This window comes from Spelaeicoccus albus, assembly GCF_013409065.1.
GTDB classification, from domain to species: Bacteria; Actinomycetota; Actinomycetes; order Actinomycetales; family Brevibacteriaceae; genus Spelaeicoccus; species Spelaeicoccus albus.
On the sequence record NZ_JACBZP010000001.1, the window covers coordinates 877,953 to 890,621 of the forward strand.

The following is a 12,669-nucleotide window of genomic DNA, read 5'->3' on the forward strand; positions in this document are numbered from 1 at the left end:
CCTACGTTGCGGCGGCGTCCAGGCGTCTGGCGCAGCGGATGTACCCCAAATGCGAGTACGCCTGCGGATGATTGCCCAGATGACGCTCCGGAACCGGGTCGAACTCCTCGGCCAGCAGCCCGGTCGGCCCCATCAGCTTGGTCAACCGTTCGAAGAGTTCGCTGGCGTCGTCGTAGCGGCCAAGTGCCAAGAACGACTCGATCAGCCATGTCGTGCAGATGTGGAATCCGCCTTCGAGGCCCGGCAGGCCGTCATCGTAGCGGTACCGGAACACCGTCGGCCCCACCCGCAAATCACGTTCGACGGCTTCGACGGTCTTGGCAAAGCGCTCGTCGTCGACCGGCAGCAGCCCCGACAAACCGATTTGCAACACAGCGGCGTCCAGATCGTCGCTGTCGTAGGCCACCGCGTAGGACTGGGCCTTGTCGCTCCATCCCTCTTCCAGCACCTCGGCGGCGATCGCCTGGCGCAGCGGTTCCCACGACGACGGCACCTCGATGCCGTGACGCCGTCCGATACGCAGCGCCCTGTCAATGGTGACCCAGCATTGCACCTTGGTGTACACGTGATGGCGCGGCGCGCGTCGGGCTTCCCAAATACCGTGATCCGGATCGGTCCAGCGGCGTTCGACGGCAGTGACCATCTGTTCGACGAGCCACCAATGCTCGTCGTCGACCTCGCCGAGCGTCTCCGTGAGCCGGTCCAGCAGTTCGGTGATGGGGCCGAACACGTCGAGTTGCACCTGGTGTTCGGCCGCGTTGCCGACCCGCACGGGTCGCGATCCGGCGTATCCGGGAAGCCCGTCGAGCACGGATTCCGTCGAGAGCGCCGACCCGTCCACGGTGTAGAGCGGGTGAAGCTGCTCGGGGCCGTTCGACCTGTCAAGTATCCGGTGCAGCCAGTGCAGAAAGCCGATCGCCTCGCCGGTCGATCCGAGTGACAACAGTGTGTCGACGGTCATGGCGCCGTCCCGCAGCCAGCAGTACCGGTAATCCCAGTTGCGGGTGCCGCCAATGCCTTCGGGCAACGATGTCGTGGCCGCCGCGACCACGCCGCCGGTCGGCGCGTGGCACAGCGAACGCAGCGTGATGGCCGAGCGCGATACCAGCCCGGACTGGTATTTCGGGATGTCGAGACCGGCGACCCATTCGGTCCACCAGCGTGAGGCCTGCCTGCGCAATTCGGGTTCTTCACTGGCATGGATGGCCCGCGCATCGACGCTGCCGCCGCAACTCAGGGCTATCACGACCGGCCGGCCGTCCAACGGGACCTCCGCCACGGCCGTGTCCGAATTGCCGTCCGGGAATATGGTGAACTCGACGCCGGGCGCGTGCAATTCGATCGGCTCGGCGGTGCCCTGCACCGCGATCCCGTCCTCGGTCTTTTCCAGCCGGGTCGGTGCCGTGCCGTAGTCGAGCCGCGGCGCGAAAGTGATGCTGGCCGGCCGGTCGCCATCGAGCACCCGCACCAGCGTCGTGATGTTTTCGTCCGACGGCGCCAGATAATCGGTCGACTTGAAGCCCGGCCACCGGGTTTCAACCATTGCCGTGCCCGCGACGTAACGCTGCGACAGCGATTTCGACCCGCCGGGCGTGCCGATCGCGAAATACCCGGCGGCTTCGGTGCCGAGGATCTCGGAAAACATGGACGCCGAGTGCGGCAGCGGATGCGGCATCCAGCAGATCCGCCCTTCGGGGTCGATCAACGCGCTCGACTGCCCGTTGGCGATCAGGCTGTGCCGTTCGATCGGCACCGACGAGCGGCCGAACAGCCACGCACGACGCAGATCATAGAGCGTGGCCAGCACGAGCGACACTGTCGCGGGATCCGGCACTGTCACGGCGGCGGCCGTGCGCGCATCGTCGTCCGCCCCGACGACCTTGATCCCCAGGTCCGGCCCCTGCAACGTGGCCAGCGCGCGCTCGTCCGACGTGTCGTCGCCGATGTACATCGCGGCGGACGAACCGAGCCGCGAACGCAGCGCCCGCAGCGCGGCGCCCTTTGACGTGTGGACGACGGACAAGTCGATGACCTGCTTGCCTTCGGTGGCGTACACCTGCAGCCGCTCGGCGATATCGCGGACGTCGCCGAGCACCTTTTCGCGCACGTGCGGCTCGACGCCGCGCACGTGAATGGCCAAGCCGGCGGGCTTTTCCTCAATCCGGACTCCCGGGCGCTCGCGAGCGATGTCCCCGGCGTCCGACCGCAGGCTGGCCAGCTTGTCGGCAAGGGTGGCCGGCAACGCCGTCACCGTGTCGGACGTGAATTCGCTGCCGTGCGAGCCGACCAGATGCACCTCGACCGGTAATCGCGACATCGCTGCGAGATCGCGCAACGACCGGCCGGAGATGACGGCTACCTCGGTGGCAGGCAGCGTGGCCAGCGCGCGCATCGCAATGACGGACGCAGGCAGCGGATACGCCTGGCTCGGCACGTTCACGATGGGAGCGACGGTGCCGTCGTAGTCCGTGGCGACGAGCAGTTGCGGCGTCCGGGACAGTGAGACGAGCCGTTCCAGGAGGGCGGGCGAGAGCTGCCCGGCCGCCCGTCCGAGGTCGGTCAGCGGCCGCGCGTGCGGGGACGCCGGATCCCAGCCCTCGACCTCGGGCGCCAAGCTGGCCGGCGGAATTGCCGGCACGTGGTCGCGCACGATCGGAACGCCGGTTGTGGTGGTGAGGTCGTCATTATCGTCGGTCATAGCGTTTCGCTCTGTTCTCGATGAAGCCGTTAAGAATTATCCGCTCGAGGTGTACCGGCAGCGGTTCTGCATTTCCTGACTTGACGGTCCGTTGCGTGGTCAAGCGTACCCGCGCGCGGCGTACCGGATGGTCAGCCACGGCCGACCATGTCGCAACTTCGCCCGCGCCGATTCAGCTCTTTCGCGCCAACCGGCGAGCCGTGACCGCACCCAGGATAAACAGGACACCGCTCATCACGGCAACCGCGCCGACCAGACCCATGACGGTCAGCGCTTCCATATGGACGAAGATGCCCAAGACTACCGCGAGCGCCACGTGCAGCGCTCCGCTGACCATCCAGTCCTGGCTGCCCTTCAGCCGCCGTCGCATCAGCACCGCGAACGTGATGTCGAGGCCGCCGTGAATGAGCGCCCAGGCGAATACCACCCAGTGGAATTGATCGACGTCGGCGCCCATCACGCCGCACGCGATTGCCGCAGCGCCCAGCACTATCGATACGGCGGCGTCCACGACGACCGTCAAACGCATTGCACCGGTGATCCGTCGCCCGAGGCCGAACTGCACGATCCCGAACACGATCAGATAGACCGCGATCAGGTATTCGACGGTGCCGACCGGGACCTGCAATTTCAGCGCTTCGGTGCTCTCGCGCTGCCAAAAGACCGTGACGACGCCGATCGCGGCGCACCAAATGCCGCGCGTCAGTTCGAACTTCCAAAAGTCGAGGACGCCGGACGGCGTGCGGGCCGGCAGGGCGCTGCCGGCTAGATCTTTGCTCACCCCTCCAGTCTAGGACCGGTCCGGTCGCCGTCGGGGTCCCCCTGCCCGCCCGGCCGGGCAGGTAGGTATCGTGTGACTCACACCACATCCGCTTGCCGGCTGGTCAGACCGATCGGCCGTCGGACATCGACACCATCGACGTCCACGCGCGACGGGCACGCCAACCCGGTGTCCGTCAGGAAAGGAAGTATTGACAGTGGACATCAACATCCCCGAAGCAGCGATGCCGGCTTGGGACAGGCTCGCTAAAGTCCTCGAGACGACGCAGACGCCGTGCCAGGCAATGCCGGATTACTGGCAGACGCCGGAGAAAGCCACAATGCGCAAGGCCGCGCAGATGTGCAATTCGTGCCCGGCATTGCAGGCGTGCGCCAGATACGCTCGTACAGCCGGCGAACCGAGCGGCGTGTGGGGCGGCACCATGCCGGGGCGCAGGGCAGCCAACCGGTAGGGCCCAATCTGTAGGGCAGAATAGATACCGTGCCATCTTCGACCCATGTCTCTCAGTTGCTCGCCGCCGCCGTCCAAGACGCGTACCGGTCCGCCCTCGACCTCGACATCACTCAGGACGACGCGCAGATCCGCGTGTCGACGCGCCCCGAGGCCGATTACCAGTGCAACGCCGCAATGGGAATCGCCCGCAAGGTCGGCAAGCCGCCGCGCGAGGTCGCCCAGGCCGTTGCCGACACTCTCCTCCAACCGGGCGACGCCGACCGGCTGATCGCGGCTGCGGAGGTCGCCGGACCCGGATTCATCAACATCCGCATCGGAGACGACTGGCTCGGCTCGGCCGTGGAGCAGGTGGTCACCGACGAGAGGTGCGGCGTCCCGGCCGCCTCATCGCCAAAGCGCTTCGCCCTGGACTACTCCAGCCCGAACGTGGCCAAGGAGATGCACGTCGGCCATCTGCGCTCGTCCATCATCGGCGATGCAGTGGCCCGGATTCTGCGGTTCGCCGGGCACGAAGTCCTGGCGCACAATCATTTGGGCGACTGGGGAACGCCCTTCGGCATGCTCATCGAGCATTTGCGCGACGTCGACTTCGGCGCGGCCGATGCCGAGGACGCCGACAACCCGGCCACGCCGACCATTGCGGACTTGAACGCGTTCTACCAGCAGGCGCGGGTGAAATTCGATTCCGATCCGGAATTCGCCGACCGGGCGCGCCACCGCGTGGTCCTGCTCCAGTCCGGGGACGAGCCGACGCTGAAGCTATGGCGGATGCTCGTTGCCGAATCGACGCGGCATTTCGAGCAGGTGTATTCGCTGCTCGGGATCGGGTTGACCGAAGACGACGTCTACGGCGAGAGTTTCTACAATCCGGTGCTTGCCGACGTGGCGACCGAGCTCGAGGACAAGGGGCTGACGTCGATCAGCGACGGCGCGCTGTGCGTGTTCCCGCCCGGATTCACGGGCAGGGAGGGCGAGCCGCTGCCGCTCATCGTGCGCAAGCGCGACGGCGGGTACGGATACGCCGCAACTGATCTGGCCACTGCGCGCTATTGGCTCCTCGAGCGGAAATGCGATGAGCTGCTGTACGCCGTTGGAACGCCGCAGTCGTTGCACTTCCGGATGGTGTTCGAAGCAAGCAGGCAGGCCGGCTGGCTCGGCGAGGAGCAGACGGCAACCCATATCGCTTTTGGGTCGATGCTCGGCGCCGACGGAAAGATGTTCAAAACGCGCGCCGGCGGCACCATCAAGCTCATTGATCTGCTGGGTGAGGCCATCGACCGCGCACGGGCCCGCTTGGAGCTCGAGGATGCCGGCTCCGAGGCCGAGGACTCCGACACGATCGCCCGCCAGGTCGGCATCGGCGCCATCAAATACGCGGATTTGTCGTCCGCCCGCGAGAACGACTACGTGTTCGACTGGGACCGGATGTTGTCGATGGAAGGCAATACGGCCGCCTACGTGCAATATGCGATCGCCCGCATCAACTCCATCGGTCGGAAAGCGGCCGGCGCGGCCGGAACCGGGGCCGGTGCGGCTCCCGAAACCGAGGCGGACGCGGCGTCCGGCGCCGTCGTGCTGGGCGAGGAGCCCGAACGGGCTCTCGCGCTGCGGATCCTGCAGCTGCCCGCGGCGATCGAAGCGGCAATAGGCACCTACGAGCCGCACAAGATCTGCACGTACCTGTTCGACACCGCCACCGAGTTCTCGCAGTTCTACCAAAAATGCCCGATCCTGGCACCGACGACGCCGCCGGACGTACGGGCCTCGCGGCTCGCACTGGCGGACGCGACCGGACGGGTGCTTCGCCTGGGGCTCGGACTGCTCGGCATCGAGTCGCCCGAACACCTCTGACGGCCGGCGCCCCGTTCGCCTCCATTGGCACCTCCGCTCTACCTCCTCCCGCCGAGTGGTGGCGAATGGCTGTGAAATCGGCGATTTCACAGCCATTCGCCACCACTCGGCACGGCGGGAGAGCCATTCGCCACCACTCGGCGGTGAGCAGCGCGTCATCCAATCGTTAATCCCCCGGTAGTTGCAATGTGACCGGCCCGGGTATTCGATATCACTATGACTTCCCCAAGACATACTCAATTTCGCTTGCTGTTCGCCCCCGCGGTTATCGCCGTGATTGGGCTGACGTTGGCAGGCTGCTCGAACGACGACTCGGGCGACAACGGGTCATCGAATCAAGCGTCGAGCCAGTCCCAGGCCGACTCGACGCCGAATTCGTCGAAGGATTCGTCGGGCGCCGACAAGGGCTCTGCCCGGAAGTCAACGAAGTCGGACTCGCAGTCCGACAAGTCAGGCACCAAATCCGACGGCTCGAAGCGCGACGGTTCCAAATCCGACAACCAGTCCGAGGGCGGCAATTCGGACACGAAGTCCGGCTCGAAGAATAACGACAAGAGCGGGTCGAAGTCCGACTCGCAAGCAAAAGGCTCGTCGGTCGCGCGGTGCCGGTCGAGCCATCTGGCGGCGTCCGTCCGGCATGAACCCGGCGGTGACTCGGCCGGCCACACGGGCATCTACGTCGTCGTGAAGAACACCGGACAGTCGCCGTGCCTGATGAAAGGCTACGGCGGATTGTCGTTCGTGGGCCATAGCAACGGAACCCAGCTGGGCGCGCCGGCCGACCGCACCAAGACACGCGTTCCGTCGGTGGTCGTCATTCCGAACGGGCATGCGCGCGCGCCCGTGCAGATCTCGAACCCCGGCAACTACGGCGCCAAGTGCCATCAAACGACAGCCGACGGGTTCCGTTTCTACCCGCCGAACGAAACGCATTCGATGTTCATCAAGAAGTCCATCAAGGCGTGCGACAACTCGAAGGTGCACCTACTGCAGATGCGGCCGTTCGAGCCGATGAGCTGACGACTCTAAGCGTGGCGCACCAGTTCGGCCGGGACATGTTCGCTGCCGCGCACGGATTCCAGCAGCTCGGGGTCGATCAGCTCGCCGCGCCGTAAGATGCTGATCTCGCCGGTCGATTCCAGCGTCACGCACGCTACCTCGTTCATCGACCGGATGCCGGCCAGCCGCAGCTTGACGTGCACCTCGTCGGGAGTCACGTGCATGCGCACAAGATTGTCGTGGATCATGTTCGAACCCGCCACGAGGACAACCGGTTTGTTGGTCAGCATGTGGTCGCCACCGCGGAATCGGCGTATCTGTCCGACGGCGGCGTGCAGGCAAAACAGCGTGACAAGCGCGATGATGCCGGCGGCCATTGTCGGGGTGTATCCCAGCGTCGCGCGCCCGGCGACAGCTCCGAGGGCCAATACCGCCGCCATATCGAAATTCGACATCGTCGCGATGGCCCGTTGCCCGAGCAAGCGAATCAACAGCAGGACGGCGCAGTAAACTCCCACTGTCGCGGCGATCACCTCGAGCGCTTGAAAGGGCGTAATGCCAATCGCATGCCACATTCCCAACACCTCTTCGTATTCGATCTTCCGCTCGATGCTGCCCCGCGCCCGCTCCCGCAGTGCCGTGTCCGCCCGAAGCCACCTACGTCGACTACGATAGCGCCATCGAGGAGGTGCCATGAGCAACGTCGAAACGAAGCCGGTCGAGCAAATCTGCCGGGATGAGCCGGGCCCCGAAGCGTTGCCCGACGCCGTCACCGGGGTTCAAGTGCTCACGGCCAGGGACGTGCCGCTCGGCGGCCCGCGTGCCATGACGGTGCACCGGACGATTCCGCAGCGGGCACGTTCACTCATCGGTGCGTGGTGCTTCGCCGATCATTACGGGCCGGACGACGTGTCGGTCACCGGTGGCATGGTCGTCCCCCCGCATCCGCACACCGGGCTGCAGACAGTGAGCTGGCTGTTCAGCGGCGAGATCGAGCATCGCGACAGTTTGGGCACGCACGAGCTGGTGCGGCCGGGCGAGCTCAACCTGATGTCCAGCGGTGCCGGCATTTGCCATTCCGAAGTCTCGACCGCGTCGACAACGGTGCTGCACGGCGTCCAACTATGGCTTGCGCTGCCGGCCACGGCTCGGTTCGGCGGCCGCGACTTCGATCACTACGTGCCCACGCCCGTGACGCTGGACGGCGGGTCGGCCCGCGTGTTCCTTGGTGGCCTACCGCTGGTCTCGGATCCGAACGCAACGTCCCCGGTGCCGGCATTCTCGCCGATCCTCGGCGCGGAGGTGTCCATCGACGCAGGCGCGCTTCTTCGTCTCGACGTCGATCGGGGATTCGAGCACGGCGTGCTCGTCGACTCCGGGAAGGTCGCCGTATTCGACACGGATCTCGCGACCGCCGAAATGGGGTACGTCGGAACCGGCAATCGAACGCTTGAGCTGCGCAATACCGGCGACCGGCCGGCACGGGTGATGTTGCTGGGCGGCGAGCCGTTCGGGGAGGAGATCCTCATGTGGTGGAATTTCGTGGGCCGTAGCCACGACGAAATCGCCGCATTCCGCGACGCCTGGCAAGCCGGCGCCGACCAATTCGGCAGTGTCGAGAATTATCACGGAGACCCGGCACGGCTGCCGGCTCCGGCGCTACCGGCCGTGCGCATCAAACCCCGGCGAAATCCTCCGGCGACGTCGTGAGCGCCGGTCCCGGCCGGACGGCCGGCCTCCCGTGGCCCGAGTCGGCGCCCACGAGCGGCAATATCTCGCTCCGCCGGTTCAATGACTGTGACATCCCGATGGTGATGGAGCTCTCGACCGACGACTACGTGCCGAAGACCGGCACCCTGCCCGCGCATGCGACGGAGGAGCAAGCCCGCGCGTGGATCGACAGGCAGCTCAGCCGCGCCGAACACGGCAAGGGTTTTTCGTTCGCTATCGCCGTCGAAGGAAACCCTGTCGCCGTCGGGCAGGTCGGACTCTGGCTGACCGGTTTGGCGCAAGGGCGGGCCAGCGTGGGCTACGCGATCTCGCCGAGCGCGCGGGGGCACGGCACCGCCGGTCGGGCGCTCCGGCTCGCGGTCAAATTCGCTTGGACGATTCCCGAATTGCACCGCATCGAGGCACTGATCGAACCGTGGAATGCCGCATCGATCCGCACCGCGGAGTCGGCCGGTTTCGAGCGGGAAGGCGTGCTGCGCAGTTACCGTGAGATCGGCGGCGTCCGCCGGGATATGGCCATGTTCGCCGTCGTCCGCAATTAGCGTGCCGGAATTGCGAATCGGTTCGTGGTCAATGGTTCGGCGATACATACTGGTAGTCTGGCTACCAGATGAGGAGGAACTGAAGTGGCGACAGCGCGGAAGATCAGCGGTCCGTGTCAGGCATGGCCCGACGACAGCGCCTTCATCCGCGAGGTGCTCGACCGTATCGGCGACAAGTGGACCATGTTGACCATCGCCACCCTGAGCGCCGGTCCATTACGCTACTCCGACCTGCAGGCCAGCATCCGCGGTATTTCCCAGCGGATGCTGACCCAGACTCTCAAGCAACTCGAACGCGATGGGCTCATCACGCGGACCGCGTACGCCGAGGTCCCGCCGCGCGTGGAGTATGCGCTCACGGATCTGGGCCGGTCCCTGATCGAGGCCGTGACGGCGATGACCCGGTGGGCTGCCGCCCACCACACCGAGATCGCCGCCAACCGCGAGGCTAGCGACCTGACGGGTGTCGGCCGAGCCAAGGCTGCGGCTGAAGCGCCGGCCGACTGACCCGTCGATGGGGCTCACCGTGACGCAGTGTCGGACACGTAATCCGCGGCGTTCTCGTCGCTCATGACACGCGCTCGCTGGTCGCGTGCCCGGCCACCCGATCTAGCAAGTGAGCATAGCCGGCGACTTTCTGGGCGCCCGGGGCGGCAACCTGACGGCCAACGACGACGAACGGGACGCCGGTCAGGCCCAGCTCGATGCCCTCGTCGCGGTCGGCGCGCACACGGTCGGCGTACTCGTCGTTCGCGAGGATCTCGCGAACTCGCCGGCCGTCCAGCCCCGCCGACTCGGCGATGCCGGCAAGGGCATCCGGGTCGTGTGGGTCTAGCGTGCCGCCGAAGAATCCATCTTGGACTGCGGAAAAGAATTCGAACCCGCGGCCGTGGTCGCCCGCGTACTGCACCACGCGATGCACGTCGAACGTGTTGGCATTCATGCGGTCCAGCGAGTACTTCAGCCCCTCCGTGCGCGCGAGCGCCTGCATTTGCCGCTCGGCCCGGAGGACGTCCTCGACGATGCCGCCGTGGGAACGGATGAAGCTCGTCTCGTTCTTCTCCGGTTCGCGCGGCGCGGCCGGGTCCAGCTCGAAGGAGCGCATCACTATCTCGAATCGCGACGCGTCCGGACGCTTGGCAATCGCGGCCCGGAGTCGGTGCTTTCCGACGTAGCACCACGGGCAGCCCAGATCAGCCCACATTTCGATGACAACCCGTGCCCGCTCGGATGGAGTTGGATGCTCAGTCATATTTATTACCTCACTACTAGTGCGTAACACCATTGTGTGTGAGTTTTAATGAGGGTACAAAAGGCACTTTGAAGTGCGCAGGCATCGCCCGACCGGGCCTGCAAACGACTTACGGCACCCGGTAGAGCCAGTCGTCGGTGCCGAACTTCGTCGCGACGAGTTCACGGGCGCGCCGCATCTCGTCGTCGGTGACGGCTGACCGGGTCAGCCCGTACAGGCCGCGGAACGTGCCGATCAACCGGTCGGTGACGTCTTCGCGGCTCAGTCCCGTTTGCGTGCGAAGCGGATCGACCCGCTTTTTCGCGCTCGTGGTGCCCTTGTCGCTGAGCTTTTCACGTCCGATTCGCAGCACCTGCGTCATCTTGTCGGCATCCATGTCGTAGCTCATCGTCACGTGATGCAGGACGGCGCCGTTCGCGAATCGCTTTTGGGCGGCACCGCCGATCTTGCCGACGGGCGAGGCGATGTCGTTGATTGGCTGGTAATACGCGTCAATGCCCAGTTCCGCGAGCGCCTGCAGCACCCACCCGTCGAGAAACGGATACGACTCGACAACGGACATCCCCCGCACGAGCTCCGCCGGCGCGTACAGCGAATAGGTGATGAATGCTCCGGGCTCGACGAACATTGCTCCGCCGCCGGTGACTCGCCGGGCCACGCGGACGCCAAGCTCACCGGCCCTCTTCATGTCGACTTCGTTCCGCACCGACTGGAAGCTGCCCAGGATGACGGCCGACTCGTTTCGTTCCCAAAAGCGCAATGTGGGTGGCCGTCGTCCGGCGCCGACGTCTTCGGCCAGCACCTCGTCGAGCGCCATGTGCATCAGTTCGGTTTGCGGCTCGCCGTGGACAAGCTGCCAGTCGTATTCTGCCCAGGCGGCCGACGTCGACAGGGCACGGACGACGGCCGTGCCGATTCCCTCCGGCGTCACCCCGATCAGCGCGGCACCAGGCGACAACACATTCTCGACCACGGCGGCCACTCCTGCGGCGTCCGTGTCGGCCGGCATTCCGTCCACCGCGGAATTGATGGTGTCGAGGAGCTCGTCCGGCTCGAGGAAGAAGTCGCCGGCCAGGCGGAAGTTCGTAATGGCCTCGCCCGACACGTCCAGGTCAACGACGACGAGTTTTCCGCCGGGGACCTTGTATTCGCCGTGCATGCTGCTCCGTTCGCTTCATCGGCTCCGGCCGAACGACCGCTCAGTGGTTAACGCTATCCTGCTACTTCGCAAAGCGCGTCGTCACGTCAGAAACGCGAAGTCACAACAGCGCGTTCTAAGCGCGACGGCGCGTTTTGCGTTCCGGACGGCGCGCAGGCCGGACGACGCTTCGGTTACCGGAGGCGCTCGAGAGCCGTGTCGATGATCTCGCGGCTCGGCGTGAAAAGCGCGTCCGCAGCCCGTTTGCCGGTGGCGTCCAGGTACGTGTCGACGAGCCTGCCGCCCGCCGCATAGCCGGCCCCGGTCGGCAGCCCGACGGGTTCGGCGCCGAACCGAACGGCACTCGCATCACCGTGCACCCACGCCGTAAAGTTCTGCATTCCGGTGACGTCGAGGCCCGTCACAACCTTGGCGAACACGTCGTCCGCGTGCAGGTGCGGGACGCCGATTCGCGTGTACCCGAGTTCGTCGCCGTACAGTTGGCGCGCAAACGCATCCGCCAATCCTTCGGACACGATCTGTTCGCCGGCCGTCACGGATCCCGGATCCCACACCACGCCGCCCCGGCTGTAGCGCAGGTTGTGGTTCAGCTCGTGCACGGCTGTCGCTTCGAGCCGAGCGAGGTTCTCCTCCGACGGCCAAAGCGTGATGGCAATGTATCCGGGCATGCTGCCGTTACCGACGACGCCGAGCACTTCGTCCATGAAATGGATGTCCTGCGGATTGCCCAGCATGAGGAGCACCGTGATGTCCGGCGCGTCGAGTGCGGGTACCGCGGCCTGCTGCACAGCGAGCGCGCCGGTGAGCGCCCGGTCGATTCGGCCCCACGCATCGGCGGCGCGGAGGGTCTCGACGGCGTCCAGGCACCGCGCGTCGTCCCCGTCGATCGGAAAGCCGGACCCCATCCGGTGCATCTGTACCAGGTCGACCTCGCCCGGGAAATACTTGTACATGTCGGCGGCGGGTCGCAGCATGGCGCGCACGGCTTCGGGGCGTTCGGGTGACGACACGGCCAGGACGTCACGCATTCCGGTATACGTGTCGAGAACCGTGATCGTCATGACCTGAACGCTAAGCACGCCGCCGCGTCGTCCGCAACCGAATTCTTCTGCGCCTTCGGCCGCAGTGAGTCCGCCCAACCCGGTGATGTGCGACAGCGACAGGCTCGGATAGCCCTTCATGGCCGGTCACATTATCCAGCCG

12 protein-coding genes are annotated in these 12,669 nt (G+C 65.9%); 6 read left to right on the plus strand and 6 right to left on the minus strand.

Going from position 1 to position 12,669, the window contains the following annotated elements:
* Position 1 precedes the first annotated feature (1 nt).
* The gene (otsB, locus tag BJY26_RS04150; RefSeq protein WP_179425948.1) at positions 2-2,698 is read right to left on the minus strand and encodes a trehalose-phosphatase; all 2,697 of its coding nucleotides are present in this window, start codon (positions 2,696-2,698) and stop codon (positions 2-4) included.
* Between the two features lie 172 nt (positions 2,699-2,870).
* Positions 2,871-3,479, minus strand: a complete 609-nt coding sequence (locus BJY26_RS04155; RefSeq protein WP_179425950.1) for a hypothetical protein — start codon at positions 3,477-3,479, stop codon at positions 2,871-2,873.
* Between the two features lie 196 nt (positions 3,480-3,675).
* On the opposite strand from BJY26_RS04155, the gene BJY26_RS18960 reads away from it, so the two are divergent.
* The 3 genes from BJY26_RS18960 (at position 3,676) to BJY26_RS04170 (ending at position 6,803) form a co-directional block, all read left to right on the plus strand.
* Positions 3,676-3,930 (plus strand): WhiB family transcriptional regulator, encoded by a 255-nt coding sequence (locus BJY26_RS18960; protein WP_179425952.1) that lies wholly within the window; start codon positions 3,676-3,678, stop codon positions 3,928-3,930.
* A gap of 29 nt (positions 3,931-3,959) precedes the next feature.
* Entirely contained in the window at positions 3,960-5,783 is a 1,824-nt protein-coding gene (argS, locus tag BJY26_RS04165) for an arginine--tRNA ligase (protein WP_237249028.1), read from the plus strand.
* Between the two features lie 216 nt (positions 5,784-5,999).
* Positions 6,000-6,803, plus strand: a complete 804-nt coding sequence (locus tag BJY26_RS04170; RefSeq protein ID WP_179425954.1) for a DUF4232 domain-containing protein — start codon at positions 6,000-6,002, stop codon at positions 6,801-6,803.
* Between the two features lie 5 nt (positions 6,804-6,808).
* On the opposite strand, the gene BJY26_RS04175 is transcribed toward BJY26_RS04170, so the two are convergent.
* The gene (locus BJY26_RS04175; protein WP_179425956.1) at positions 6,809-7,357 is read right to left on the minus strand and encodes a DUF421 domain-containing protein; all 549 of its coding nucleotides are present in this window, start codon (positions 7,355-7,357) and stop codon (positions 6,809-6,811) included.
* Between the two features lie 118 nt (positions 7,358-7,475).
* Here BJY26_RS04175 and BJY26_RS04180 point away from each other — a divergent pair, with 118 nt between their 5' ends.
* From BJY26_RS04180 to BJY26_RS04190, 3 genes are all read left to right on the plus strand, one after another.
* Complete coding sequence (locus tag BJY26_RS04180; RefSeq protein ID WP_179425958.1) at positions 7,476-8,492, plus strand: pirin family protein; 1,017 nt, start codon at positions 7,476-7,478, stop codon at positions 8,490-8,492.
* Positions 8,489-9,055: a GNAT family N-acetyltransferase gene (locus tag BJY26_RS04185; RefSeq protein ID WP_237249029.1), complete on the plus strand. Its 567-nt coding sequence runs from the start codon at positions 8,489-8,491 to the stop codon at positions 9,053-9,055. The genes BJY26_RS04180 and BJY26_RS04185 overlap by 4 nt, the downstream gene beginning before the upstream one ends.
* Positions 9,056-9,139: 84 nt before the next feature.
* Positions 9,140-9,562 carry a winged helix-turn-helix transcriptional regulator gene (locus tag BJY26_RS04190; RefSeq protein ID WP_179425959.1) on the plus strand — a complete coding sequence of 141 codons (423 nt, stop codon included), beginning with the start codon at positions 9,140-9,142 and terminating at the stop codon, positions 9,560-9,562.
* Between the two features lie 61 nt (positions 9,563-9,623).
* Here the strand turns inward: BJY26_RS04190 and BJY26_RS04195 are convergent, their stop codons facing one another.
* The 3 genes from BJY26_RS04195 to BJY26_RS04205 all read right to left on the minus strand — a co-directional run bounded on the left by BJY26_RS04195 (position 9,624) and on the right by BJY26_RS04205 (position 12,647).
* Positions 9,624-10,307 carry a DsbA family oxidoreductase gene (locus BJY26_RS04195; protein WP_179425961.1) on the minus strand — a complete coding sequence of 228 codons (684 nt, stop codon included), beginning with the start codon at positions 10,305-10,307 and terminating at the stop codon, positions 9,624-9,626.
* Between the two features lie 109 nt (positions 10,308-10,416).
* Positions 10,417-11,466, minus strand: a complete 1,050-nt coding sequence (lplAB, locus tag BJY26_RS04200) for a lipoate-protein ligase LplAB (RefSeq protein WP_179425963.1) — start codon at positions 11,464-11,466, stop codon at positions 10,417-10,419.
* Positions 11,467-11,639: 173 nt separating this feature from the next.
* Positions 11,640-12,647, minus strand: a complete 1,008-nt coding sequence (locus BJY26_RS04205) for a DUF2268 domain-containing putative Zn-dependent protease (protein WP_237249030.1) — start codon at positions 12,645-12,647, stop codon at positions 11,640-11,642.
* Positions 12,648-12,669: the final 22 nt, after the last annotated feature.